We start from the raw sequence: 24,853 nt of genomic DNA, 5'->3' as shown, positions 1-24,853 counted from the left end.
CTATGCCAAAGCCGCGCGCATAACGGGCCGCGCGCGGTCGCAACGCCAAGGGGCGCACATACAATGCTGGATATGCTGGCCACAGCATCGGGCGAAGTCATCCGCTGGAGCGAGCTGGGCCTGCGCCCCGGCCTCGATCTCGGGTTTTTCGAGCTGAAGTACTATTCGCTCGCCTATCTGGCGGGGATTATTTTCGCCTACTGGCACCTGTCGAGAATGATCAAGGCTCCTGGCGCGCCGATGGCGCAGGTCCATGTCGATGACCTGTTTTTCTGGTGTACGCTGGGCATCATCCTCGGCGGGCGGATCGGTTATCTGACCTTTTACGAACCCGGCCTGTGGACCGACTTTTCGGGCGATGGCTTCATCTCCTGGCGCGCGCTGCGATTGTGGGACGGCGGGATGAGCTTCCACGGCGGACTGGCCGGCGTGGTAGCAGCCATCGGCTATGTCAGCTGGCGCGGCGGGCTGCCGTTCCTGCGGGTCTGCGATTATATCAGCGTCAATGTCGGCATGGGGATGCTGCTCGGGCGGCTGGCGAATTTCATCAACGGCGAGTTGTGGGGTCGCGTTGCGGGGCCGGACGCGCCACTGGCAATGATCTTCCCGACCGATCCCGACGCGCTCCCGCGCCATCCCAGCCAGCTCTACCAGGCGTTTGGTGAGGGGCTGCTGGTGCTGGTGGTAATGCTGAGCCTGTTCTGGCTGACCCGCGCGCGCTTCCGCACCGGGTTTCTTGTCGGCGTGTTCACCGTGCTGATCGCGGTAGCCCGCTTCACGGTTGAATTCTTCCGCCAGCCGGACGCACAGCTGACCGAATTCGCCGAGCGCACCGGGCTCAGCATGGGGCAATGGCTGACGGTGCCGATGCTCGTGCTGGGGCTGGGGCTGGTGGTCTGGTCTTTGACCCGCCCGGCCACCGCCACCGGCGCGAAGAAAATCCCGGCAACGCCCACGGGCGCGCCGCCGGAGGTGGATACCACTTCCGCATGAGCGACTTGCGCGAAGAGGATGCCCGGCGCGACCTTGGCGAAACCTTCCGGCGCCTGATCGCAGCTACCGGGCCAATCAGCCTGGCGCATTACATGGGCGAATCCAATGCCCGCTATTATACCGATCGCAAGCCCATAGGCGGTCCCAGCAGTGTGGGGGGCGGGGACTTCATCACCGCCCCCGAAGTGAGCCAGATGTTCGGCGAGCTGATCGGGCTGTGGCTGGCGGACATGTGGATCCGCGCCGGGCGAACCGAGCCGGTGCATTATGTCGAGCTTGGCCCCGGTAGGGGCACGCTCGCGCGCGATGCCTTCCGGGCGATGCTGCGCTACGGACTCAAGCCGAAGATGCACCTTGTGGAGACTTCGCGGCGGATGCGCGATGCACAACTGGCGACGCTTCCCGAAGCAATCCATCACCACGATCTCTCCCGCATTCCGCTGGCCGGACCGGTGTTGCTGGTGGCCAACGAATTCCTCGATGCCTTGCCGGTGCGGCAGCTTGTGAAAACCGAGGAAGGCTGGCGCGAGATCATGGTGAGCGTGGACACCGCGGGCAATTTCATCGAAGTGCCCGGTCGCCAACCGATGGATTCCGCGGTGGCCGAAGCGAAACGCAATTCACAGCTGGGTACGGTGATCGAAACCTCGCCCGCCTGCGCCACCATTCTGTTCGAAGTGGCGGGGCGGCTGGCGGAACAGGGCGGTGCGGCCCTGTTCATCGATTACGGCCATGCCGATGGGCGTTCCGGTGCCAGCTTGCAAGCGGTACGCGATCACCAGAGGGTCGGCGTGTTCGATGCTCCGGGAGAAGTGGACCTCTCCGCCCATGTCGATTTCGCGCAGATGGAACAGATCGCCCGTTCGCGGGGCGCGCGGGTGCTCGGCACGGTGGAGCAGGGGGCCTGGCTGAAAGCGCTGGGGATCGACCAGCGCGCCGAGGCGCTGGCCAAATTCGCCCCGCAGCACCGCGAAGCGCTGATGCGCGCGCGCGACCGGCTGACTTCGCCCGAGCAAATGGGCAGCCTGTTCAAGGTGATGGGCCTGACCGGACCCGACTGGCCTGATGCAGTCGGCTTCGCCCCGCCCGTCGCCTGACCGCTAACGCGCGATAGATTTCTTCGAGACGGTCAGTTGCACAACCAGTCCGTCGGGCGTGAACCGGCGTTCCCAGCTGCCGCCGAGCTGCCCCTTCACGCTCATTTCCACCAGCCGCGAACCGAAACCGTCCTGCCCGCTATCAACTGCGGGAGGGCCACCATGCTCGGCCCAGTTCAGCGCGATGTGTTCGCCGCGATCCTCCACCGCCAATGTCACATGGCCAACCTCTCCCGAAAGAGCGCCATACTTCGCGGAATTTGTCGCGAGCTCGTGGAATACCAGCGCCAGTGGCGTCGCGGCATTCAGGCCGATGGCACTGTCTGCCCCGCTCACCAGCACCCGCGGGGTGCTCGCATTGTCAGAGTAGGGCGCGAACAGTGCTGCCAGCAATCCCTGCAACCGATCCTGCGCCGACGCTGCACCCGGCTGGACGAAATCGTGCGCCCGGCCCAGCGCGCGGAGCACTTCGACCAGTTCGTCTGCATAGGGCTGGTGTTCAGGCGTTTTGCGCACCTTTAAGGTTGCCAGTCCGATCATTACCGCGAAGATGTTCTTGATCCGGTGCGACAATTCGCTGGCGATCATGTCGCGCTGTTCCAGCGCCTGGCGCAATTCGTGGACGTCGGTGACCGTGCCGAACCAGCGCTTGGTTCCGTCCGCTTCGGTTACCGGTAGGGCCTGCCCCATTACCCAACGGTAACTTCCATCAGCGAAACGCAGCCGATATTCTGCAGCAAATTCCTCCCCGCTCCTGAGTGCCCCATACCAATCTGCGAAGATCATCTCGTGATCGTCGGGATGGATGAAGCGCTGCCATTCGTCGGAAGATCCCGGCGGCGCCGCGCCGATCTGCTTTTCCCAGCGAGCGTTGAAATAGTCGAAATTGCCCTCCGCATCGGCAGACCAGGCGATCTGCGGCATGCCTTCGAGAATGCGTTGCAGGCGGTCTTCGCGCAAGGCGATTTCCCGCTCCGCCCGAATGCTTTCACGCTGCGCGTTGAGCCGACGCATTACCGCCTGACCCAGCACTTCCATACCCTGACGCTGAAGCGCGGTGAGCCCATCTGGTCGCACGACCGTGCCGATGACGCAAAGCGCACCTAGCGGCACTCCTTCTGCAGAAATCAGCGGTTGTCCGGCATAGAAGCGGATAGCAGGCGCGGAAGTGACCATTGCATGGGAAGCGAAACGCGGATCGCCGGTGGCATCGCGCACTTCCATCAGTCCCGGCGACAGCATTGCCTCGGCGCAGAAGGAGCCGTCGCGCGAAGCCTCGCACACGTCGAGTCCCAGGCCGGAAAGGAAGCGCTGGCGCAATTGCTCAACCAGCGTGACCTGCGCAATCGGCACATCGCACAAGCGCGCGGCAAATTGCACGATGGCGGCGAGTTCGGCATCGTCCTGCAGTGAATCAGGCGCGAAACTATCGAGCACGCGCAAACGCTCAGCCTCGTCCACGATTCGTGGAGCGGGGACAAACTTTCCCGGATCTGGTAGAATAGTATTTAAATTCAAAGGCTTATTCCCCAACAGGCGAGCTTTAGCGCGGTTTTGCGGGAATTGCAAAGCCGAGCTTATCAGTGCCGGTTTCGCGTGCAACCTGTTTGCCTCCCCGCGCTCGCTTGCTATTGCCCCCGCCGACCAACCAAGGACCATTCCCATGCGTGCCACTCCCGATTTCGACTTCGGCCTGACCGAAGAGGCCAAGATGATCCGCGAAAGCGTTGCCCGCTTCGCCGACGAGCGGATTGCGCCGCTGGCTGCACAGGTGGATGCCGAGGACTGGTTCCCGATCGAGCTCTGGCCCGAGATGGGTGAACTGGGCCTGCACGGCATGACCGTAAGCGAGGCCGACGGCGGCACCGGGCTCGGCTATCTCGAACATACCATCGCGGTGGAGGAGGTTAGCCGCGCCAGCGCCTCGGTCGGGCTCAGCTACGGCGCGCATTCGAACCTCTGCGTCAACCAGATCGCCCGCTGGGGCAATGCCGCGCAGAAAGCGAAATACCTCCCTGGCCTGATTTCGGGCGAACATGTGGGTTCACTGGCGATGAGCGAGCCGGGGGCGGGTTCGGACGTCGTTTCTATGAAACTGAAGGCCGATGCCGTGCAGGGCGGCTACGTGCTCAACGGCACCAAGTTCTGGATCACCAACGGTCACGCTGCACAGACACTGGTGGTCTATGCCCGCACCGATGCCGATGCCGGCAGCAAGGGCATCACCGCCTTCCTGATCGAGCGGGACATGCCCGGCTTCTCCTGCGGGCAGAAGATCGCAAAAATGGGCATGAAGGGCTCGATCACCAGCGAACTGGTATTCGACAATTGCGAGGTGCCTGCAGAGAACGTGCTCGGAGAAATAGGCAGGGGCGTGCAGGTGCTGATGAGCGGGCTCGATTACGAGCGCGTGGTGCTCTCCGGCGTCCAGCTCGGCATCATGCAGGCCTGCCTCGACACGGTGATCCCCTATGTCCGCGAACGCAGCCAGTTCGGCAAGCCGATCGGCGCGTTTCAGCTGATCCAGGCCAAGGTGGCGGACATGTATGTCGCGCTGCAATCGGCGCGCGCCTATGCCTATGCCGTGGCCCGCGCCTGCGATGCCGGTCAGACCACGCGTTTCGACGCGGCGGGCGCGATCCTGCTGGCGAGCGAAAACGCCTTCCGCGTAGCGGGCGAAGCGGTGCAGGCGCTGGGCGGCGCGGGCTACACCACCGACTGGCCTGTCGAACGCTACCTGCGCGACGCAAAGCTGCTGGACATCGGCGCGGGGACGAACGAGATCAGGCGGATGCTGATCGGGCGGGAATTGATCGGGGTTTAGCGCCCTCCTTGCCATCCAGACAACACCGCCGGGGTGATAACTTCCTGCGCCATCTTCAGCTGCCCGGCGCTCCCGCCTACGGCATGGCCGATGCGATTGTCGGGCGATTGTCAGGCGCGGCCCCTCCGCCTAGGGACATGCAAGAGGAGGAGGAATCATGCTGAAATCCGCCGTTACCGCTCTGTCCGCCCTGCTGTTGCTGGCTGCCCCCGCTGCTGCGCAGGACACCGCACGGGTGGCGCAGTTGACCTTCGAGGCGCCCTCGCTGGCGGGCAATCTCGAAGGCAATTCCACCGCGCGCAATGTCGTGGTCGTCACTCCTCCCGGCTATGACGAGAACCCCGAACGCCGCTATCCGGTGGTCTATTTCCTGCACGGTTACTGGATGCCGGTCGAGGTGCAGCAGGCCGGCTTCCGGCTGGACGAGGCGGTGCAGGCGTCCAGCGAGACGGGGCATGATTTCATCATGGTGATGCCCGACGGGTTCTCGAAGCTGCGCGGCGGCTTCTATTCGTCCGGGCCGATCGTGGGTGACTATGAAAGCATGGTGGCGGATGATCTGGTCGGCTGGGTCGATGCCAATTACCGGACGCTTGCCGATCCCGCCTCGCGCGGGCTGGCTGGGCATTCGATGGGCGGCTACGGCACGATCCGCATCGCCATGCACCGCCCCGGCATCTTCTCCAGCATCTACATGATGAGCGCCTGCTGCCTGCCGCCGATGGAAATGACGCCCGATCAGGCGCGCGCCATCGAAGCCATGAGCGAGGAGGACGTGGCCGCCGCCGAATTCTTCCAGCTGGCGAGCGTGTCGACGCTGGCAACCTGGTCGCCCGATCCAACAGCCGAGCACTTCCTCCGTATCGACACCGGCCTGCGCGAAGACGGCACCATCGATCCGCTGATCAACCAGCGCCTCGCTGCCAATTCGCCGGTAGTACTGATGCCGCAATTCCTGCCCGAACTGGCGGCACTGGAAGGCTTTGCGATGGACATCGGCGATGCCGACTTCCTGCTCGAAGGCAATGCCCAGTTCCGCCGCGAGCTGGATCGCTTCGGCGTGGAATACCAGTTCGAACTCTACGAAGGCGACCACGGCAACCGCATCCGCGAACGCATCCGCACCGAAGTGCTGCCGTTCTTTGCACAGCATCTTGCAATCGAGGCCCAATGACCGCTCCTGTACTGTCTTCCAAGCTCGACCGCGAAAGCCCCGAAGCCAAGGCGAGGTTCGCGTATAACAAGGCGCTCGCAGAAGACCTGCGCACTCGCGTGGCCGAGGCCGCGCTGGGCGGGCCGGAGAAGCACCGCGAGCGGCATGTTTCGCGCGGCAAGCTGCTGCCGCGCGAGCGGGTCGAGCGGCTGCTCGATCCCGGTTCGCCGTTTCTGGAGATCGGTCAGCTGGCGGCCAACGGCATGTACGAGGGAGATGTCAGCGGTGCCTCGATCATTGCCGGGATCGGCCGGGTGTCCGGGCGGCAGGTGATGATCGCCGCCAACGATCCGACGGTGAAGGGCGGTGCCTATTACCCGATGACGGTGAAGAAGCACCTGCGCGCGCAGGAAGTGGCGCAGGAAAACCGCCTGCCGTGCATCTACCTGGTCGACAGCGGCGGGGCCAACCTGCCCTATCAGGCGGAGGTTTTCCCGGACCGCGACCATTTCGGGCGGATTTTCTACAATCAGGCGCAAATGAGCAGCATGGGCATCCCGCAGATCGCCTGCGTGATGGGCAGCTGCACTGCGGGCGGGGCTTATGTCCCGGCGATGAGCGACGAGAGCGTGATCGTACGCGAACAGGGGACGATCTTCCTCGCCGGTCCGCCTTTGGTGAAAGCCGCGACGGGCGAGGAAATCAGCGCCGAGGATCTGGGCGGCGGAGCGCTCCACGCGAGAAAGAGCGGCGTGGTCGATCACCTCGCCGAGAACGACGAGCATGCGCTTACCATTGTGCGCGATATCGTCTCGCATCTGGGCTCTTCCACAAAAGCTCAAGTGGACATGAGGGAGCCGCGCGCCCCGCGATTCGACGCCGACGATCTCTACGCGCTGATACCCGACGACGTGCGCGCGCCCTACGATGTGCACGAAGTGATCGCCCGGCTGGTGGACGGCAGCGAGATCCATGAATTCAAGCGCGAATACGGTGCCACGCTGGTCACCGGCTTCGCGCATATCTGGGGAATGCCGGTCGCGATCCTCGCCAACAACGGGGTGCTGTTTTCCGAAAGCGCGCAGAAGGGAGCGCATTTCATCGAACTCGCCTGCCAGCGCGGCATCCCGCTGCTGTTCCTGCAGAATATCTCCGGCTTCATGGTCGGCGGCAAGTACGAAGCCGAAGGCATCGCCAAGCACGGCGCCAAGCTGGTGACGGCAGTGGCGACGGCGCAGGTGCCCAAGGTGACGGTGGTGATCGGCGGCAGCTTCGGCGCGGGCAATTACGGTATGTGCGGGCGGGCCTACTCCCCGCGCTTCCTGTTCACCTGGCCCAACGCGCGGATCTCGGTGATGGGCGGCGAACAGGCGGCTTCGGTGCTGGCGACAGTGCACCGCGATGCGGATTCCTGGACGCCCGAACAGGCCGAGGCGTTCAAGGCCCCGATCCGGCAGAAGTACGAGGACGAGGGCAACCCGTATTATGCGACTGCGAGGTTGTGGGACGACGGAGTGATCGACCCGGTACAAACGCGGGACGTGCTGGGGCTGGCGTTCGCTGCTTGTCTGGAAGCGCCGATTGCGGATGCGCCGCGCTTTGGGGTGTTTCGGATGTGAGGCGTCGAGGGGGCAACGATTATGGCACTTAAATCCTCCCCAAACCTAGCCCGTGGAGGTTGGGAGAAGAACGCGCGTGACCCGCACCCCTAGCCTCCTCTCCCGCATAGTCTGGCGCTTGCTACGCGGCCTCTACCGGTGGAAAGGCTATCGGCTCGAAGGTTGCGCGCCACACATTCCGAAGTTCATCCTCATCGGCGCTCCGCACACTACCAATTGGGATTTTGTCTTCTTCGCCGGGGCGGTAAAGGAACTGGGGATCAGCCCCAGCTTCATCGGCAAGCACACGCTGTTCAAATGGCCGATGACGCGGTTCATGCTCGACATGGGCGGAATGCCGATCGATCGATCCTCCCCGCGCGGCTATGTCGGCACGGTCATCGAGGCGGTGAAGACGGCGGACCGGATTGCGCTGGTGATCGCGCCGGAGGGCAGCCGCAACAGCGACGGGCGCTGGCGCAGCGGGTTCTATCATATCGCCCTGGGTGCAGGGGTGCCGATTGTTCCGGCCTGGGTAAACCAGCAGACCAAGCGCGGCGGGCTTGGCGAACCGATCTGGCCGAGCGGCGATTTCCATGCCGATCTGGCCAAGCTGGCCGCGTTCTATCGCGAGAACTACCCCGAATGTGCGCGGTTCGCGGTGCTGGCCGAGCAGGCTAGCGGCGAAGTGGCGACGCCCAAGCCGCTCTCGCCCCGCCCGTTGCTGGTAATTCCGCCTGTAAGGCTGGACGATGGCTGAAGCGCTGGCGCTCAACGCCGCTGCTATGTTTGCCGCGGCGCTGGCGTTGTGGCTGCTCTCGCTGGTGATGCACAAGGTCAGTTACGCCGATGCCGTCTGGGGGCTGGCGATGGCCGGGCTGGCAGTGCTGAGTTGGTGGCAGGCGGAGCCGCAGGGGCCCTCGGCTCATCTTATCGCGGCAATGACGATCGTGTGGGGTCTGCGCCTGGGACTGCACCTGCTGCGGCGTTTCCTCCGCCACGGGGAGGACAAGCGTTACGCCGCCATGCTCGCTCCCGCGCGCGAAGCGGGCCGCTTTGCCATGACCGCGTTGTGGAAGGTCTGGTTGCTGCAGGCCGCGCTGATCCTGCTGGTGAGCAGCCCGTCGCAGGTGGGCATCCTCGCCAGCGACGCCGTGCAAACCCCCGGCTCGCTCGCCTGGATCGGGATTGCGATCTACTTCCTCGGTCTGCTGTTCGAATGGGTGGGCGACTGGCAGCTCGACCGGTTCAAGGCCGATCCGTTCAATCGCGGCAAGGTGATGGATTGCGGCCTGTGGCGTTATACCCGCCATCCCAATTACTTCGGTGACGCCTGCGTCTGGTGGGGAATCTGGCTGGTGGCGGTGACTATCGCTCCGGAAGCCGTGATCTGGACTTTGCCAGGGCCGCTGTTCCTGACCTTCACGCTTGTCCGCTGGTCCGGAGCAGGGATGACCGAGGAAGGAATGCGAGAGAGATATGGCGCGGCGTTTGCCGACTATGTGCGACGAACTCCCGCGTTTGTCCCCTGGGTTCCGCGCAAGTCCTGACAGCCGTTGAGCGGAACGGCCAACGTTATCGCGCGTTAGGAAGCGCAAGGCGGAGGGGTCTCTACTGGAGAATTCCGATGGACCAGAATACACTTATTGCCATACTCGCCCTCGTGGTGCTGGTTATTATCATCGGCGTGTGGCTGATGGTGCGGCGGCGGCATACCGACCATCTTCGCGACCGCTTCGGCGACGAATACGACCGGACGGTGAAGGAAAGTGGCGATCGCACTGCTGCGGAACGCGCGCTGCTCGAACGCGAGAAGCGGGTCGAGGCGCTGGAAATTCGCCAGCTTACCGCCGACGAGAACCAGCGCTTTGCCACCGAGTGGCGAGAAGTGAAGGCGGTGTTCGTCGATAGTCCGACCGAAGCAGTGCTGCACGCGGACCGGATGCTGGCGACGATGATGAAGACCGTCGGCTACCCGATGGCCGATTTCGACCGCCGCTTCGAAGACCTGACGGTGAACCACGGCGATGTTGCGCGGCATTACCGTGAAGGCAATGCCATCGTCCAGCGCCACGGCCAGGGCGCCGCCACCACCGAAGACATGCGGCAGGCGATGAAGCATTACGAAGCGGTGTTCGATCACCTCTCGACCGGCAATGAGGCTGCGCCCACCGTCGCCGAAACGCACGACCCAAATCCGCCGGCGACGACCCGCAGAACCGATCTGGACGGGGACGGGCAATCTGATCTGCGAGCACCCTCTGCGGCTGTGCGCGATTGATGAAAGGGGTCAGCCCTCGCGCTTGAGCGCGTATTTGAGACTGGCCCCAACCATCAGACCCGAGAGCCCGATGATCAGCGCCGCCCAGAGCCAGTGGGGCAGCCACAGTTCTGCCTCCATTGCTCCAGTGTCCGAGAGCATCGCCTGCCCGCCGACCACGCCGCTTTCGGAAAACAGGTAGCTCCAGTCGGCGAACATGCTCAGCGCGCCGAGCACGCCGAAGAATTGCAGCGCGAATACTTGCCACGATGCGGGACCGCGCAGCGCGAGCCAGGCAATCCCCAAGGCCAGCAACGGCAGCACCGCCCACCCGACCAGGCTGCGCACCCAGATCAGCGTCGACAAAGCGAGGGCCAAGGCCAGCGCCAGCAGCGCCGGCTTCCAATAGCGATGCGCCGAACTGGCTAGGATCAACAGCGAGCCCAGCACACTCGGCCCCAGCGGCCCGCCCATCGCGATGAAAGCGCGAGTGAAACCGGAGGCATCCATTGCCGTGCTCGATTGCGCGTAGCCGGAGCCATCGGCATTGATCACCAGCAGTTCGAAGCGGTTCCCCGTCGCCAGCGCCGCGAGTCCGTGGCCCATTTCGTGATACCAGGTGGAGAGGATCACGAACGGGAACATCAGGTAATTGCCCAGCGGTACGGCAGGCAGCATGGTGACCAGCACGGCGGCAAGGATCAGCCGCCCGACCTGCTCCTCCCGCGAACCGGGGCGCACCAGCGACATCAGGCTGACCCCGCGTCAGGATTGCGCGAGGCGTAGAGGATCGACCATCCGGCGAGGAACAGCCCCGCGATCATCGGCCCGACCACGATCCCCGCGAGTCCCATCGCCGCGATGCCGCCCAATGTGGAAATCAGGATCATCCAGTCGGGAATGCCGGTATCGCGTCCGACCAATATGGGCCGCAGCACATTGTCCACCATACCGATCACCGCTACACCGGAGACAAGCACCAGTACGCCCTGCCAGATCTCCCCCGTCGCCAGGAGGTAGATCGCCACCGGCGCCCAGACGATCGCCGGGCCCACCGCGGGCAGCAGCGAGAACAGCGCGGTCAGCAAGCCGAGCAGCACTACCGAAGGCATTCCCGCGATCCAGTAGGTGATTGCCCCCAGCGCGCCCTGCACCAACCCAACCACCACCGATCCCTTGATCGTCGCACGGACGATCGACAGGAACCGCTCGGCCAGCCGCTCCGCCACGTCGCCTGCGAGAGGTAGGTGCGCGAGCAACCGCTGGCCCATCTGCCTGCCGTCGCGGAGGAGGAAATAGGTGACATAGAGCCCGACGCCGAACGAAAGCACAAAACCCACTGCACTGCCGGTGATTGCCAGTGCCTGTTGCGCGATCAGGCCCGAGCTTTCGAGCGCGAGATCCTGTGCGCGTTGTTGCACCAGTTCTGCGGTGCCCAGACCTTCCATATCGAGATTATCGCGCACCGCTGCGGGCAGTGCGGACTGGATAGTCTCAAACCATCCGGCAAGGTCGATATCGCCTCGTTGGAAAGCGAGCACGACTGCCGTCGCCTGCTCCACCACCACTCCGCCGATGAACAGCGCGGGGATGATCACCGCAACGGTAATCACCAGCAGCGTGGCAATGGCCGCGCGATTGCCTCCGCCGCCCAGGTTGCGCAGGAACCACTGGTAGAGCGGCTGGAACATGATCGCCGCCAGCGTCGCCCACAGCAGCGGCGAAGCAAACGGCCAGATGACGACGATGAAGGCGAGGGTGACCAGCGCGAGGAACAGCAGATAGCCGCCACTTTCCAGCCTTGCGCGTCCTTCTCCCTGCGTCATCCGTCTCTTTCCCCCTTCGTAGTCAAGTCGCCAGATAGGCCAGACCGCCGCCCAGCAAAAGTGTCGGCAGGGCCAGCGCGCGAAAAACCCACGGCGGAATCCGCTCAGCCCACCATGCAGAATAGTGGTTGTGCCACTGGCGGGGCGCGACCATGATGACGATCGAACTGGCGACCAGGAACCAGCCGCCCAGCTCGAACAGGAGCGGAGCCTTTGATTCAACCGCGCGCAGGATCATCGCCGCGCCGACTAGCGCCCGCGGCACATGTTCGCCGAAATGGATCGCCCTGGTGCTGCCCATCGCTGCCAGCGAGCGCACCGCGACCTGCGGGGAAAGCGCCATTATAACGGCAACCAGCCCCAGCCACAGCGCCGCGATCAGGATCGCGCCCAGAGCCAGCGGCTGGATCACACGTCGAGATTGGCCACGTTGAGGGCGTTATCCTGGATGAATTCGCGACGAGGCTCGACCACGTCGCCCATCAGCCGGGTGAAGATCTCATCGGTGACGTCGGCGTCCTCCACCTTCACCTGCAGCAATTCGCGGTTTTCCGGATCAAGCGTGGTTTCCCACAACTGCTCGGCGTTCATCTCGCCCAGACCCTTGTAGCGGCTGATCGCCAGGCCCTTGCGCCCGGCGGCCAGTACCGCTTCGAGCAACTGGCTGGGGCGGGTGATTGCGCCTTCGGGGTCGAAGCTCGGCGTCTCCGCAGCGGTGTCCTCGCTGTCCTCCTCGACCGGCTGCACCGAGGTGCTGCCGATCTTCACCAGCCGCGTCGGCGAGGCATAGGTATCCGCCTGCTCGACCCCGCGCTTGTGCAGCTTGCGCGCCTCGGCTGAATCGAGGAACTTGCCGTCGATCAGGTGGACATCGGCCACCCCGCGCCACACCCGGTCGAACCGCACGTCGCCATCGTCAGTGAGCCGCGCAGACCATTGCGCTTCGACATCGCTCAGCTGGATCTGCGCCGCCGCGTGGGCGAGCCGTTCATTCCGCTGCGCTTTCGACAGTTCGGGATCGAGCACGCCCGCCATCGCCATCGCTTCGATCACGGCGGCATCGTATTTCTTCGGCACGAAAGCCATCAGGTTCTTCAGCAGCAGCGCCTTGTCGACCAGATCGGCAAGGTCGGCACCCGAACGTGCACCCCCGGCGGTTTCCAGCACCCGGTCGTTCAGTCCGTTTTCAACCAGATAGCGATCGAGCGCGCCCTGATCCTTGAGGTAAACCTCGCTGCGCCCCTTGGCGACCTTGAACAGCGGCGGCTGGGCAATGAACAGGTGCCCCGCCTTGATGATGTCGGGCATCTGCCTGTGGAAGAAGGTCAGCAACAGCGTGCGGATATGCGCGCCGTCGACGTCGGCGTCGGTCATGATGACGATCTTGTGGTAGCGCAGCTTTTCAAGATTGAACTCGTCGCGCAAGCCCGTGCCCATCGCCTGGATCAGCGTGCCGACTTCACGGCTGGAAATGATCCGGTCGAACCGCGCGCGCTCCACGTTGAGAATCTTGCCCCGCAGCGGCAGGATCGCCTGATATTTGGAATCGCGCCCGCTCTTGGCCGAGCCACCGGCGCTGTCGCCTTCGACGAGGAACAGTTCGCTCTTGGCCGGATCGCGCTCGCGGCAATCGGAGAGCTTGCCCGGCAGGCTGGCGATGCTCATCGCGCCCTTGCGGCTCATCTCGCGGGCCTTGCGCGCGGCTTCGCGAGCGGCGGCGGCATCGATGATCTTGGCGACGATGGCCTTGGCGTCGGCGGGGTTTTCCTCCAGCCATTCGCTCATCTTCTCGCCCATCAGGCTTTCCAGCGGCTGGCGCACTTCGGAGGACACCAGCTTGTCCTTGGTCTGGCTGGAGAACTTGGGATCGGGCAGCTTGACCGAGACAATCGCGGTCAGCCCCTCGCGCATGTCCTCGCCCGAAAGCGTGATCTTGGTGTTCTTGAGCAGGCCCGATGCGGTGGCGTAGTTGTTGAGCGTACGGGTCAGCGCGGCACGGAAGGCGGCGAGGTGGGTGCCGCCGTCGCGCTGGGGAATGTTGTTGGTGAAGCAGAGGACGTTTTCGTAATACGAATCGTTCCATTCCAGCGCCACGTCGATGCCGATGCCGTCCTTTTCGGCTGACACCGAGATCGGTTCGGGCACCAGCGGCGCCTTGTTGCGATCGAGCCATTTGACGAAGGCCGCAATTCCGCCCTCGTAGAACAGGTCATGCTCCACGGTTTCCTCGTGGCGCCGATCGCGCAGCAGGATGCGGACGCCCGAATTGAGGAAAGCCAGTTCGCGGTAGCGGTGCTCCAGCTTGTCGAAATCGAATTCGAGCACGTTCTTGAACGTCTCTTCGCTGGCCTTGAAGGTGACGCGGGTGCCTTTCTTCAGCCCGTTGTCGTCGCCATTGGAGGCAACCGGCGGTGCATCGCCGGTAACGCGCAGGGACTCCACCGCATCGCCGCCTTCGAAGCGCATCCAGTGCTCCTTGCCCTCGCGCCAGATTACGAGTTCGAGCCATTCGGAAAGAGCATTGACCACCGACACGCCCACACCGTGCAGGCCGCCGGAAACCTTGTAGGCATTGTCGTCGTTGGTATTCTCGAATTTCCCGCCTGCGTGCAGCTGGGTCATGATGACTTCGGCGGCGGAAACGCCTTCCTCGGAATGGATTCCGGTGGGGATACCGCGGCCGTTGTCTTCCACCGAGACTGAGCCATCGGCATTCAGTTCGATCAGCACCAGGTCGCAATGGCCTGCCAGCGCCTCGTCGATGGCATTGTCGGAAACCTCGAACACCATGTGGTGCAGCCCGCTGCCATCGTCGGTATCGCCGATGTACATGCCGGGCCGCTTGCGCACGGCATCGAGTCCTTTGAGCACCTTGATGCTCTCCGCCCCGTATTCGCCCATCCGCTTGGCATTATTGGGGGTGAGATCGGGGGTGTTTTCGCGATTCTGCTCGGGGGTATCTGTCATGCCGAGCATATAGGAATTGCCAAGGGAAATAGGAAGCATTCCGGCCCGCCGCAGGCAGGTGTTCCACAGCTATTGCAAGGAGGGGAAAGGGTGGCCCGGAAGCGGGTTTGGGGGGAGGGTGCTTCCGGGCCGGGGTTCGGGATGGGAATGAAATTCCCGGCGCGCCGCTTACCCGGCGTCGCCTGACGGGGCGCAGATAGGCGGTGTAATATTGTTAGGCAAATGCGAAATAGTCGCCAAGTGTTGCGTCCGATGCAACAATCTATTGCATGGCCCTCACCATTGGCAAACCCCGCGCTGCCGGGGCGTCAGCAACAGGCGGGTGGCTGCTAGCGCGGGTTCGGAATCCTGAAGGTAATGCCGATCGTGCCCTGATAGATCCAGGCATCGTCACGCCCGAGGCCAGCGATCACACCGGCGAGCACCGCGTCGCCATCCTCGGGCGCAAAGGGCGCGGCGAGGTTGGAGAACCAGCTGGCCGAGCCGCCGATGGTGAGCGCGACATCGTCGCTCAGCGCCACGCTGACCCCAGCGCCAAGGTCGCCGCGAAACAGCGCGCCCTTGTCCTTGTCCTCTAGCTCAATGGTGAAGCCGGGCGCGTCCGAACCGAAATTGAGCGTGTTGACCTCGGTTAGCGCGAGGCGGGAATCACGGTAGAACACCCCGGCGCTGCCCCCGCCATGCGCGATCACGCGCGGCGCCAGCGGGATGGCGATGCCACCGGCCAACCCGGCCCCGAACAGATGTTCGCGGATCTCGAAAGCGCGGTCCTGCTCGAAAGCGAAGCTGAAGCCGCCCGAGGTAGTGCCCGAAGCCCCCGCGCGCACGCCGTAATCGCTCTCACTGAAAGTGTAGCTGGTCCAGAACGAGGCTCCGAACAGGGGCTGGGTCGGAAAGCTCTCGCCCCCGTCGAACCACGATTCGTTCCATGCGCCGCCACTATAGATGCCAAGCTCGAAGACCGGCACGATGCCTCTGCGACCCGCGATCTGCACAGAGCCGGCCACAGTGATGTCCTGGCGCTCGACGCGCGCGGTGCCGCCGACGCCCTCAGAGGCGCTGATCCCGGTGCTGCCGTTGGGCGATTCGGCGCCGTTGACCACGCCCGAGCGGGTTCCGGACGGGACATCGAACACGCTTGAACCCGACCCTTCGCCGTAACTGGCGCCGAAGCGCAGCGGCAGGCTTCCGGCATTGAACTCGATGAACCCTGCCAGGCGGAAGTAGTCGATTCCGCGCGGGCTGGTTCCGGCTGCGACTTCCTCGCCGCCCTGCTCCTGGAAGCCGCCGCTCGCCTGCGGGACGCGTGCCTGGCCGAAGCCGCCGAGCAAGCCGATGGTCGGCCCGTTGCTCTGCGGGCCCGGCCGGGGTGCGCAAAATTCCTCGTAGATCGCCCGCATTTCGGCGATCATCGAATCGCGCATGGCGTCAGGTATCGTCATGAATGACAATTGCAGGAAGGAATCGCGCAACTCCGCGACCCGCCGGCAATCGCCGTTGCGCGCGGCAATCTCCATCTGTGCGACCATCGGCCCGATCAGGTCCAGCCGCGCCTGCTGCGCGGGGGTGAGCGCTGGCGCGCCCGCTCCGGCGGCGTCAGGAGTCGGCGTCGCGTCCGCATCCCCTGGCGTCATACCGCTCGAGCGCGTCCCCGCGTCCGGATCGTCGGAGATATCGGCGCTATCATCCGCGTCGGGCGCGGCCTCCGCCTGTGGTGAAGGGGCCAGCGCTGACGGATCGACGAACCGTCCCTCATCGTCCATGACTAAGCGGGATCGCCTTTCGCATTCGGGTAACGACGCGCGCCAGCGGGTCAGAATGTCGTCCACCGATGCCGATACGGCTGACGCCTGGCCAGCGTCCACCTGACTCGGGGCACCTGCTTCGGCGGCGGCCGCGGCTGCGCGCGCAATCGCCCGGCCTTCGTTTGCCAGACCTTGGAGCGTTTCAAGTTCGCTCCGGAATCCTTCAAGGTCGCACGGCTCCAATGGTTGGGCGGATCCGAACAGATCGTACAGACGGCTGTTCGAGTCTGCGGCGCGCACCGCGAAATCGCGCAGCATTTCTGTCTCCTGCGCCGCCACCGGGGCAGCCAGAGCCAGAGTGATCATGCTCGCGCCAGCCAGTGCCATGGCCTGCAATTTCCGCTTCATCGCCTTCCCCCCGTCGATCATAGGCCGGATCGCTGCGCCCGCGACCTTCAGGCTACTTCCAGCCGAACGTGCACCATGTCTTTCCCGAGTTCTGAAAAATTATGAAAACGCGCTCTCTAGGACGTATCGACGGCGCTGAAAAACAATGTCATATCGGGACCGGAGGGCCGATGGACCACGGCGTGACGCGTTTCGGCAAGGTCGAGTTGGACGCCGCGCACAGCCGGTTGACGGTGAACGGCCGCCGGGTCGAGATTGACCGTCCCTGCATCGCCATCCTCGCCATCCTGCTCAGCGATCCCGGCAGCACCGTGGACAAGGATCGCCTGCTCGAAGCGGGCTGGCCCGGCCGCGTCGTGCACGAGAACTCGCTCGCCAAGGCGATCGGGCGACTGCGCATCGCGCTGGGCGAGGATGGCCACGCGCTCAGGACGGTCCACGGCTACGGCTACCGGCTGGAAACCGAGCCGGAGCCGGCCGCCACTTCGGCGGTCCGGCCCGCCACGCCGAGGCTCGACCGCAACAAGGCGGCACTGATCGCGGCGAGCCTGGCGGTGGGGGTGCTCGCAACCTGGTGGCTGGTCAGCGCGCCGCGTACCGGCTCGGCATCGGAACTTTCCGCGCTCCAGCGCGGCGAGGCCGCCGACGCGGTCGGACGCGTGCTGTGGGTCGACGACAACCCCGACAACAATTCCGAGGAGACCAGCTACCTTGAGCGGCGGGGGATCGCCGTCTACCAGGCCCCCAGCACCGAGCAGGCGCTCGCCTTGCTGGAAATGTACGATTATAACGCGGTCATTTCCGACATGAATCGCGGCGAAACGCCACTGGCAGGGCTTGAACTGGTGCGCGAGATGCGGCGTCGCAATGACCCTACGCCGTTCTTCCTTTATACTGTGGTGCCTTCCGTGGCGCAGGAGCGATTGCTTGCCGAGGCTGGCGGGCAACGGGCTGCCGTGACTTCGGATGAGCTTTACGCGGCATTGTTGCCATTGTTCGAAATCGACGACGAAGTGTCGCCGCGCTGACACTGCTTTCGCTGCGAAGATCGCGGCGTTCGGCTCTCGCCATCTTCTAGACAGGCAGGCGCCGCCGACCTAAGCGCCTGCCCATGATGAATCAGCCCACCGACTCCATCCTGATCGTCGATTTCGGCAGTCAGGTGACTCAACTCATCGCCCGCCGGGTGCGGGAAGCCGGGGTCTATTCCGAAATCGCTCCGTTCACGCTGGCGGAGGAAGCGTTTCACCGGCTGAAACCCAAGGGCATTATTCTCTCCGGATCACCCGCCGGCGTGCCGGAGGAAGGCAGCCCGCGCGCGCCGGCCATGCTGTTCGAAGCCGGGGTGCCGATCCTCGGCATCTGTTACGGCCAGCAGGTGATGAGCCACCAGTTGGGCGGCGAAGTGCGGCCGGGCCACGAAGTGGGTGACGGCGGCGAATTCGGACGGGCCTTTCTCACCGTCACGAAAGAATGCGCGCTGTTCGATGGGCTGTGGCAGGTGGGCGAGCGACACCAGGTGTGGATGAGCCACGGCGACAAGGTAACCCGCTTTGCGCCCGGTTTTGAAATCGTCGCCGTCAGCGATGGTGCGCCCTTCGCGGTGATCGCCGACGAAGCGCGGCAGTTCTACGGCACCCAGTTCCATCCCGAAGTGGTGCACACCCCCGATGGGGCGAAACTGCTGGCCAACTTCGTCCACCGCGTCTGCGGGCTCAAGGGGGACTGGACGATGGCCGCCTATCGCGAGACCAAGGTCGCCGATATCCGGCGGCAGGTTGGCAGTGGGCGCGTGATTTGCGGGCTTTCGGGCGGGGTCGACAGCTCGGTCGCCGCGATCCTGATCCACGAAGCAGTCGGCGACCAGCTCACCTGCGTCTTCGTCGATCACGGGCTGCTGCGGATGAATGAGCGCGAGCAGGTCGAGAGCCTGTTCCGCGATCATTACAACATCCCGCTGGTGGTGGTCGATGCCGAGGAACGCTTCATGGCGGGTCTCGCGGGCGAGACCGACCCGGAGAAGAAGCGCAAGTTCATTGGCGGTGAATTCATCAAGGTCTTCGAGGAAGAAGCGGCCAGGATCGGCGGCGCGGATTTCCTTGCCCAGGGCACGCTCTACCCCGATGTGATCGAGAGCGTCAGCTTCACCGGCGGGCCGAGCGTGACGATCAAGAGCCACCACAATGTCGGCGGCCTGCCCGAACGCATGAACATGCAGCTGGTCGAACCCCTGCGGGAACTGTTCAAGGACGAAGTGCGGGTGCTGGGCCGCGAACTGGGGCTGAACGAGTTGTTCGTCGGCCGCCACCCCTTCCCCGGCCCCGGCCTCGCGATCCGCATCCCCGGCGAAGTCACCAAGGAGCGCTGCGACATCCTGCGCAAGGCCGACGCGATCTATCTCGAGGAAATCCGCAACGCCGGCCTCTACGACGCGATCTGGCAGGCCTTCGCGGTGCTGCTGCCGGTCAAGACCGTGGGCGTGATGGGCGATCACCGCACCTATGACAACGTTTGTGCGCTACGCGCGGTGACGAGCATGGACGGGATGACGGCGGACATCTATCCCTTCGATGCCGCTTTCCTGACCCAGTGCGCCACCCGCATCGTCAACGAGGTGAAGGGCATCAACCGGGTGGTCTACGACTACACCAGCAAGCCCCCGGGAACGATTGAATGGGAGTAGGCGCATCGCTCACCGCGTCACTGCCGCAGGGAACGTAAATTCGTGACCACTCGTTGGAGCTGACATGGGCGCGAGGTCGCACGTGTCGCCCGAGGAGAAATGCCATGAAAATTGCTGCAAGTCTGGCCGCTAGCGCTGCCATTATCGCCTTGTCCGGCTGTGCCACGCTCGAAGAGAGTGTCGCCGAGGAAGTCGCCGAAACCTATTACGCCACGCTCACCGGAGCTGCCGAAGTCGGCGGCGGGGATACCGATGGCGCAGGTGAAGCGGAGATTTCCTTCTCCGACGAAACCGACCAGGTCTGCTGGGACCTGAACAACATCCGCAACATCGGGCCTATTACTGCCGCGCATATCCACTTCGGTAGGGCAGGAACGAACGGCCCGCCGGTGTTCCCGCTGCGCGCGTCGAACGAAGGGACATATACCGGCTGCACCGATGCCGCCGAATGGACACAGAACCGGCTCGACGGCAATCCGCAGGATTTTTACGTCAACGTCCACACAGCACAGTATCCCAACGGCGCGATCCGCGGCCAGCTGCGCGACGACGACAATTAAGTAGAGCCTTCGAGGCCGCGCGCGTTGCTTGGTGCAACTCCGCGCGGCCTTGCATGATAAGGCGATTCAGGCGATTGCCGCGTCCATGAGCTGGGACGACTATTTCGCCGAAGATGCAGGCGCCTCCGAGGCCGAGGAACGCGGCAAGGGCCGCACGGTCACGGTCGGCTGGACGGTCCGCTGGCCCGGGGCAGGCGGCTCGATCTGGGGCCCGCCCAAGGCCTTCGCACGCACCGATCCCAAGAGCGCCAGTGCCAAGTCTATTCAGGCCTGCCCGGCGGCGATCGATTTCGACCGGCGGCATTTCGTCATTCCCTGCCCGGTCGATCTGGAACTCGCCTTCGTGCGCAATGGGCAGGGACAATTGCAGCTGACCGACGCCGATGGCGAGCAATCGGCGATGCGGCCGCAGGGGCGGGCGAATCTGTTCCAGTTGCAGCCGCCGAGCGAATGGCGGCATCCCGATCGCCCGATCCTGCAATTCACTGCGCCCTATGTCTTCGTGGCGGACCAGCCGTGCTACGTCGTGCAGACCGCGCCCTACCTGCACTGGTTCCCGCAGGCGCGCCCCGGGGTGGCGATGGGCGGGCGGTTCCCGGTCCACATCTGGCCGCGCCCGCTGGCCTGGGCGTTCGAATGGTACGACCTCTCCCAGCCGCTCAAGCTGACGCGCGGGGAGCCGTGGTTCTATGTTTCGTTCGAGACAGAGAATCCCTCGGCGCGGGTTCGGCTGGTCGAACAGGAACTGACGCCGGAACTGACCACCTTTCTCGATTCGATCATCGACGTGTCGAATTACGTCAACAAGACCTATGGCCTGTTCGGCGAGGCGCAGCGGCGGCGACCGGAGAAGCTGGTCAAGCCGAAGGGCTGAGCGTCACCAGGCAAATCCCGCTTCCACCGCGCGCTTTTCCGCAGGAGTGCTTCGGCGAGCGAGTACCTTATTACGATGCGGGAAGCGGCTGAAGCGGGCTATCATCCGGTAATGGCTGCGCGCAAAGGCGAGATTGCTGCCACTATTGATGCGCCGGAACACTTTCAGCGATAGCCGCTGATCGGCGATATGCTCGCTGTGCATCAGCGGCATCGCGAGAAATTGCGCCTGCTCTCCTGTAAGCGCCGAGTCGAAACCCAGATCCAGCGCCTGACGGGTAATTGCGCAAGCGAGCGGATCGGTGGCGAAGGCGCGCGGGGTTCCGCGAAATAAATTGCGCGGCACCTGGTCGAACAACAGCACCGCCGCCAATGCTTCGGCGGGCGTGGCGGTAAAGCTGGCGGGCGGCATAAGAAAAAGCGCCTCCAGCTCTGGCCGGAAGCGCTTTTCGATTTCTCTGTCCAGTTCCGCCGATCCGCCGAACCAGGCACGCGGGGTCAGGCGATGGAACCAGAAGTGCAGCAGTTCCCCGGCCCAGCGCCGCTGTGCCCCGCTCACCCGTGGATCAGCCTTCGGCCACCTCGGTGTAGGGCACGAAATCACCCAGGAACAGGTTTCCGGTGAAGAAGCCCGAACCGCGATCAATCGTGCGCATCACGTCGTGGCGGCACAGGCGGCTGCCGTGACGTTCGATGATCGGCACGTCCCACGCGCCCAGGTCTTCGGGATTGCTGGCCCGCGCGACCCACAGCGTGTCGCCGTCACGATAGGCAAGGCCCACGCGCTCGACCACCCGCAGGCGGTTGCTGTTGAAGGTATTGATGCAAGACTGCGGTTCGCCAGCAACCCGGCCATCGACCAGCTCGGCAAAGGCAGCTTCGGCACGTTCGGCCCGATCCTGCGCGGACGCGGGAACGGCCAGCGCGAGTGCAGCGGTGGCAGCTGCGGCAATCATCGGTATTTTCATGACGATTCTCCTGTTTGCCGTGGCCTAGCAGGATATCACTGAACGCAGGCTGACCGCAAGCGGCCTAGGCAGCGGCTCCCGCGGCGGTCACATCGGGTGCATCGCCCCCGTCTGCCGGACCGCCCTTCAGCACGAAGCGCCGGTCGCAATAGCCGCAATCGACATACCCTTTCTCGTCGATCTGCATCCAGACGCGCGGGTGGCCGAGGCTGGCGGGCAGATAATTCGCACCGCCGCGAATGTCCCCGGCGCCATCGCACCAGACGCGATCGGTTTCGACAAGAGTGGTTTGTGGTGCCTGTTCCATTCCCGCGCTCCTATCGCTTTACGCAGGGCTGGAAAAGCCCCTAAGAGCACGTCGATATGACCGAAGCCGCAATTGAAATCCGCGACCTGCGCAAGACCTATGCCGGGAGCAAAAAAGCCCCGCCCAAGCTGGCGCTCGACGGGGTGAGTTTCGATGTGCCGCAGGGGCAGGTGTTCGGACTGCTCGGTCCGAACGGCGCGGGCAAGTCCACCCTGATCAACATCATGGCCGGGCTGGTGAACAAGACCGGCGGGACGGTGAAGATCTGGGGCCATGATATCGATGCCGACCATCGCAATGCGAAACTCAACATCGGCATCGTGCCGCAGGAAATCGTCTTCGATCCGTTCTTCACCCCGTTCGAAGTGCTGGAAAACCAGGCCGGTATGTACGGCATCGCCAAGACGCTGCGCCGCAGCGAGGACCTGCTGCGCGCGGTGCGGCTGGAGGACAAGCGCAACGCCTATGCCCGAACGCTTTCGGGCGGGATGAAGCGGCGACTGCTGATTGCCAAGGCCATGGTCCATTCGCCACCGATCCTGGTGCTGGACGAGCCGACGGCCGGGGTGGACGTGGAACTGCGCCGCCAGCTGTGGGAACTGGTGCAGCAACTGAACGGCGAGGGGGTGACGGTGGTGCTGACTACCCACTACCTCGAAGAGGCCGAGCAGCTTTGCGAGCGCATCGCCATTATCGACAAGGGGAAGGTGATCGCCAACAAGACCACCCGCGAACTGGTGGGCATGGCGCGCGAGAAGATTGTCCGCGTCACGCTGGACAAGGACCTCGCCGGCCCGATTATGGAAGCGGCCTTCACCAAGGCCGAGGTGATCGAGGACCGGGTGCTCGAAGTCACTTATAACCGCGATGCTGCCAGCGCGGGGCAGGTGTTGGCACTGATCCAGCAGCACGGCTATGGCATCGAGGACGTGACGACACGCGAGGCGGACCTCGAAGATGTATTCGTGCAGTTGACCGGGGCGGGGTGAGATGGCGGCAAGCGAATACGACGTCCTCATCATTGGTTCCGGCGCCGCCGGTCTCACCGCCGCGCTCACCCTGGCGACGAAGCTCCAGGTGCTGGTGCTGGCAAAGGGCCCGCTCAACTCCGGTTCGACCGCATGGGCGCAGGGCGGGATCGCTGCCGTGCTCGATGCAGGTGATACGTTCGAGGATCACATCCGCGACACGATGGTCGCCGGGGCGGGGCTGAACGATCTGGCGACGGTGGAAATGGTCATCGAGCGCGCCCCTGCCGCGATTGACCGGCTGTGCGAACTGGGCGTGCCGTTCAACCGTGAGCGGATCGAGGAAGGCGGCGACCTCCACCTCACGCGCGAAGGCGGGCATTCGCATCGCCGCATCGTCCATGTGAACGACGCGACCGGCTGGGCAGTGCAGGCGGCGCTGCTGAAGGCGGCGGAGGAAAATCCCAACATAACCCTGCTGCCCGAACAGAGCTGCGTCGATCTGATCACCGGGCGCAACGAGGAGCGCTATTCGGGTTCGGGCCGGGTCTGGGGCGCCTATGCGCTCGACAGCGCGAGCGGCAAGGTGGTGGCCTATACCGCGCGGGCGACGATCCTGGCGGCGGGCGGCGCGGGGCGCGTGTATCAGTTCAGCACTTCTCCGCGCGGGGCGACGGGGGACGGGATCGCGATGGCCTGGCGTGCGGGGGCGCGAGTTTCCAACATGGAGATGATGCAGTTCCACCCCACCTGCCTGTACAATCTGGAGGTCAAGAACTTCCTCATCACCGAGGCCGTGCGCGGCGAGGGCGGGCGGCTCTACCATCCCGAAACCGGCCACCGCTTCATGGCCGATTACGATCCTGAACGGATGGAACTGGCCCCGCGCGATGTGGTTGCCCGCGCGATCGACGACCAGATCAAGCGCTACGGCCTCGATTACGTCCATCTCGACATCAGCCACCAGCCGCCGGAATTCGTCCGCGAGCATTTCCCCAACATCTACGAAAAGCTGATCGGCCTCGGCATCGACATGACCACGCAGCCGATCCCGGTGGTTCCTGCGCAGCACTATACCTGCGGCGGCGTGGTGATCGATCTCGATGGCCGCACCGACCTGCCGGGGCTCTATGCGGCGGGCGAATGCACCGAAAGTGGGCTGCACGGCGCGAACCGGCTGGCATCGAACTCGCTGCTCGAATGCTTCGTGTTCGGCGAGGCGGCGGCGCAGCATATTCTCACGCGCTGGGACAGCTTCGAAGCCCCCCCGCTAGTGCGCGAGTGGGACGAAAGCCGGGTGACCGATTCGGACGAGGAAGTAGTCATCAAGCAGAACTGGACCGAAATCCGGCGGATGATGTGGAACTATGTCGGCATCGTCCGCACCACCAAACGGCTCGAACGCGCCAAACACCGCATCGACCTGCTGGCGAGCGAGATCGCCGACTATTACGGCCATTTCCGGGTGACGACCGACCTGATCGAACTCAGGAACCTCCACCAGTGCGCCGACCTGATCGTGCAGTGCGCGCTGCGGCGGCACGAGAGTAGGGGGCTGCACTATACGCTCGATTATCCGGAGACCGACGCAGTGGCGGTGGATACGGTGCTGGTGCCTTGAAC

The 24,853-nt window shown here is 64.3% G+C and carries 23 protein-coding genes; 14 read left to right on the top strand and 9 right to left on the bottom strand.

The window, feature by feature from the left end:
• Window positions 1-63: 63 nt before the first annotated feature.
• Both JY451_05130 and JY451_05125 read left to right on the top strand, forming a co-directional pair.
• Window positions 64-993, top strand: a complete 930-nt coding sequence (locus tag JY451_05130; protein ID QZH75962.1) for a prolipoprotein diacylglyceryl transferase — start codon at window positions 64-66, stop codon at window positions 991-993.
• The gene (locus tag JY451_05125) at window positions 990-2,090 is read left to right on the top strand and encodes an SAM-dependent methyltransferase (protein ID QZH75961.1); all 1,101 of its coding nucleotides are present in this window, start codon (window positions 990-992) and stop codon (window positions 2,088-2,090) included. The genes JY451_05130 and JY451_05125 overlap by 4 nt, the downstream gene beginning before the upstream one ends.
• A gap of 3 nt (window positions 2,091-2,093) precedes the next feature.
• Here JY451_05125 and JY451_05120 read toward each other — a convergent pair whose 3' ends face one another.
• The gene (locus JY451_05120) at window positions 2,094-3,551 is read right to left on the bottom strand and encodes a PAS domain-containing protein (protein QZH75960.1); all 1,458 of its coding nucleotides are present in this window, start codon (window positions 3,549-3,551) and stop codon (window positions 2,094-2,096) included.
• Between the two features lie 202 nt (window positions 3,552-3,753).
• On the opposite strand from JY451_05120, the gene JY451_05115 reads away from it, so the two are divergent.
• The 6 genes from JY451_05115 to JY451_05090 all read left to right on the top strand — a co-directional run bounded on the left by JY451_05115 (window position 3,754) and on the right by JY451_05090 (window position 9,946).
• The gene (locus JY451_05115) at window positions 3,754-4,914 is read left to right on the top strand and encodes an acyl-CoA dehydrogenase family protein (GenBank protein ID QZH75959.1); all 1,161 of its coding nucleotides are present in this window, start codon (window positions 3,754-3,756) and stop codon (window positions 4,912-4,914) included.
• A 157-nt stretch (window positions 4,915-5,071) separates the two neighbouring features.
• Entirely contained in the window at window positions 5,072-6,088 is a 1,017-nt protein-coding gene (locus JY451_05110) for an esterase (protein ID QZH75958.1), read from the top strand.
• Entirely contained in the window at window positions 6,085-7,686 is a 1,602-nt protein-coding gene (locus tag JY451_05105) for a methylcrotonoyl-CoA carboxylase (GenBank protein ID QZH75957.1), read from the top strand. Before JY451_05110 ends, JY451_05105 begins: the two co-directional genes overlap by 4 nt.
• Before the next feature lie 76 nt (window positions 7,687-7,762).
• Window positions 7,763-8,425, top strand: a complete 663-nt coding sequence (locus JY451_05100; protein ID QZH75956.1) for a 1-acyl-sn-glycerol-3-phosphate acyltransferase — start codon at window positions 7,763-7,765, stop codon at window positions 8,423-8,425.
• On the top strand, window positions 8,418-9,215 hold the full coding sequence (locus tag JY451_05095) for a DUF1295 domain-containing protein (protein QZH75955.1): 798 nt from the start codon (window positions 8,418-8,420) through the stop codon (window positions 9,213-9,215). Before JY451_05100 ends, JY451_05095 begins: the two co-directional genes overlap by 8 nt.
• 77 nt (window positions 9,216-9,292) lie before the next feature.
• Window positions 9,293-9,946, top strand: coding sequence for a hypothetical protein (locus JY451_05090; protein ID QZH75954.1), 654 nt, complete (start codon window positions 9,293-9,295; stop codon window positions 9,944-9,946).
• A gap of 9 nt (window positions 9,947-9,955) precedes the next feature.
• Here JY451_05090 and JY451_05085 read toward each other — a convergent pair whose 3' ends face one another.
• The 5 genes from JY451_05085 to JY451_05065 form a co-directional block, all read right to left on the bottom strand.
• Window positions 9,956-10,675, bottom strand: a complete 720-nt coding sequence (locus JY451_05085; GenBank protein QZH75953.1) for a M50 family metallopeptidase — start codon at window positions 10,673-10,675, stop codon at window positions 9,956-9,958.
• Complete coding sequence (locus JY451_05080) at window positions 10,675-11,751, bottom strand: AI-2E family transporter (GenBank protein ID QZH75952.1); 1,077 nt, start codon at window positions 11,749-11,751, stop codon at window positions 10,675-10,677. Before JY451_05080 ends, JY451_05085 begins: the two co-directional genes overlap by 1 nt.
• Window positions 11,752-11,773: 22 nt before the next feature.
• Window positions 11,774-12,163 (bottom strand): hypothetical protein, encoded by a 390-nt coding sequence (locus tag JY451_05075; protein ID QZH75951.1) that lies wholly within the window; start codon window positions 12,161-12,163, stop codon window positions 11,774-11,776.
• A complete protein-coding gene (gene gyrB / locus JY451_05070) occupies window positions 12,160-14,727 on the bottom strand; it encodes a DNA topoisomerase (ATP-hydrolyzing) subunit B (GenBank protein QZH76570.1) in 2,568 nt (855 codons plus the stop codon). The genes JY451_05075 and gyrB overlap by 4 nt, the downstream gene beginning before the upstream one ends.
• 320 nt (window positions 14,728-15,047) lie before the next feature.
• Window positions 15,048-16,892 (bottom strand): hypothetical protein, encoded by a 1,845-nt coding sequence (locus JY451_05065; protein QZH75950.1) that lies wholly within the window; start codon window positions 16,890-16,892, stop codon window positions 15,048-15,050.
• A 149-nt stretch (window positions 16,893-17,041) separates the two neighbouring features.
• On the opposite strand from JY451_05065, the gene JY451_05060 reads away from it, so the two are divergent.
• From JY451_05060 to JY451_05045, 4 genes are all read left to right on the top strand, one after another.
• Window positions 17,042-17,899 carry a winged helix-turn-helix domain-containing protein gene (locus JY451_05060; GenBank protein ID QZH75949.1) on the top strand — a complete coding sequence of 286 codons (858 nt, stop codon included), beginning with the start codon at window positions 17,042-17,044 and terminating at the stop codon, window positions 17,897-17,899.
• 86 nt (window positions 17,900-17,985) lie between these two features.
• On the top strand, window positions 17,986-19,554 hold the full coding sequence (guaA, locus tag JY451_05055; GenBank protein ID QZH76569.1) for a glutamine-hydrolyzing GMP synthase: 1,569 nt from the start codon (window positions 17,986-17,988) through the stop codon (window positions 19,552-19,554).
• A gap of 104 nt (window positions 19,555-19,658) precedes the next feature.
• Entirely contained in the window at window positions 19,659-20,114 is a 456-nt protein-coding gene (locus tag JY451_05050; GenBank protein ID QZH75948.1) for a CHRD domain-containing protein, read from the top strand.
• Window positions 20,115-20,199: 85 nt separating this feature from the next.
• Window positions 20,200-20,988 carry a hypothetical protein gene (locus tag JY451_05045; protein ID QZH75947.1) on the top strand — a complete coding sequence of 263 codons (789 nt, stop codon included), beginning with the start codon at window positions 20,200-20,202 and terminating at the stop codon, window positions 20,986-20,988.
• Between the two features lie 3 nt (window positions 20,989-20,991).
• Here JY451_05045 and JY451_05040 read toward each other — a convergent pair whose 3' ends face one another.
• The 3 genes from JY451_05040 to JY451_05030 form a co-directional block, all read right to left on the bottom strand.
• The gene (locus JY451_05040; protein QZH75946.1) at window positions 20,992-21,546 is read right to left on the bottom strand and encodes a DUF924 domain-containing protein; all 555 of its coding nucleotides are present in this window, start codon (window positions 21,544-21,546) and stop codon (window positions 20,992-20,994) included.
• Between the two features lie 7 nt (window positions 21,547-21,553).
• Window positions 21,554-21,955 (bottom strand): hypothetical protein, encoded by a 402-nt coding sequence (locus tag JY451_05035; GenBank protein QZH75945.1) that lies wholly within the window; start codon window positions 21,953-21,955, stop codon window positions 21,554-21,556.
• A 64-nt stretch (window positions 21,956-22,019) separates the two neighbouring features.
• Window positions 22,020-22,262: a zinc-finger domain-containing protein gene (locus JY451_05030; protein QZH75944.1), complete on the bottom strand. Its 243-nt coding sequence runs from the start codon at window positions 22,260-22,262 to the stop codon at window positions 22,020-22,022.
• 56 nt (window positions 22,263-22,318) lie between these two features.
• Between JY451_05030 and JY451_05025 the strand changes: the two genes are divergently transcribed.
• Complete coding sequence (locus JY451_05025; GenBank protein ID QZH75943.1) at window positions 22,319-23,251, top strand: ABC transporter ATP-binding protein; 933 nt, start codon at window positions 22,319-22,321, stop codon at window positions 23,249-23,251.
• A 1-nt stretch (window position 23,252) separates the two neighbouring features.
• Window positions 23,253-24,851: an L-aspartate oxidase gene (gene nadB, locus JY451_05020; protein QZH75942.1), complete on the top strand. Its 1,599-nt coding sequence runs from the start codon at window positions 23,253-23,255 to the stop codon at window positions 24,849-24,851.
• The last annotated feature ends 2 nt before the right edge of the window (window positions 24,852-24,853 follow it).

It is taken from the genome of Erythrobacter sp., from assembly GCA_019739335.1.
Lineage (GTDB): Bacteria > Pseudomonadota > Alphaproteobacteria > Sphingomonadales > Sphingomonadaceae > Alteraurantiacibacter.
Note: the sequence above shows the minus strand (reverse complement) of the source record. Positions and strands in the feature narration are given on the sequence as shown.

Bases quoted from the DNA above. Each gene is read 5' to 3' on its own strand.
- JY451_05130 (QZH75962.1), top strand. From the start codon at position 64: ATGCTGGATATGCTGGCCACAGCATCGGGCGAAGTCATCCGCTGGAGC.
- JY451_05125 (QZH75961.1), top strand. From the start codon at position 990: ATGAGCGACTTGCGCGAAGAGGATGCCCGGCGCGACCTTGGCGAAACC.
- JY451_05115 (QZH75959.1), top strand. From the start codon at position 3,754: ATGCGTGCCACTCCCGATTTCGACTTCGGCCTGACCGAAGAGGCCAAG.
- JY451_05110 (QZH75958.1), top strand. From the start codon at position 5,072: ATGCTGAAATCCGCCGTTACCGCTCTGTCCGCCCTGCTGTTGCTGGCT.
- JY451_05105 (QZH75957.1), top strand. From the start codon at position 6,085: ATGACCGCTCCTGTACTGTCTTCCAAGCTCGACCGCGAAAGCCCCGAA.
- JY451_05095 (QZH75955.1), top strand. From the start codon at position 8,418: ATGGCTGAAGCGCTGGCGCTCAACGCCGCTGCTATGTTTGCCGCGGCG.
- JY451_05090 (QZH75954.1), top strand. From the start codon at position 9,293: ATGGACCAGAATACACTTATTGCCATACTCGCCCTCGTGGTGCTGGTT.
- JY451_05085 (QZH75953.1), bottom strand. From the start codon at position 10,675: ATGTCGCTGGTGCGCCCCGGTTCGCGGGAGGAGCAGGTCGGGCGGCTG.
- JY451_05080 (QZH75952.1), bottom strand. From the start codon at position 11,751: ATGACGCAGGGAGAAGGACGCGCAAGGCTGGAAAGTGGCGGCTATCTG.
- gyrB (QZH76570.1), bottom strand. From the start codon at position 14,727: ATGCTCGGCATGACAGATACCCCCGAGCAGAATCGCGAAAACACCCCC.
- JY451_05065 (QZH75950.1), bottom strand. From the start codon at position 16,892: ATGATCGACGGGGGGAAGGCGATGAAGCGGAAATTGCAGGCCATGGCA.
- JY451_05060 (QZH75949.1), top strand. From the start codon at position 17,042: ATGGACCACGGCGTGACGCGTTTCGGCAAGGTCGAGTTGGACGCCGCG.
- guaA (QZH76569.1), top strand. From the start codon at position 17,986: ATGAATCAGCCCACCGACTCCATCCTGATCGTCGATTTCGGCAGTCAG.
- JY451_05050 (QZH75948.1), top strand. From the start codon at position 19,659: ATGAAAATTGCTGCAAGTCTGGCCGCTAGCGCTGCCATTATCGCCTTG.
- JY451_05045 (QZH75947.1), top strand. From the start codon at position 20,200: ATGAGCTGGGACGACTATTTCGCCGAAGATGCAGGCGCCTCCGAGGCC.
- JY451_05035 (QZH75945.1), bottom strand. From the start codon at position 21,955: ATGAAAATACCGATGATTGCCGCAGCTGCCACCGCTGCACTCGCGCTG.
- JY451_05030 (QZH75944.1), bottom strand. From the start codon at position 22,262: ATGGAACAGGCACCACAAACCACTCTTGTCGAAACCGATCGCGTCTGG.
- JY451_05025 (QZH75943.1), top strand. From the start codon at position 22,319: ATGACCGAAGCCGCAATTGAAATCCGCGACCTGCGCAAGACCTATGCC.
- nadB (QZH75942.1), top strand. From the start codon at position 23,253: ATGGCGGCAAGCGAATACGACGTCCTCATCATTGGTTCCGGCGCCGCC.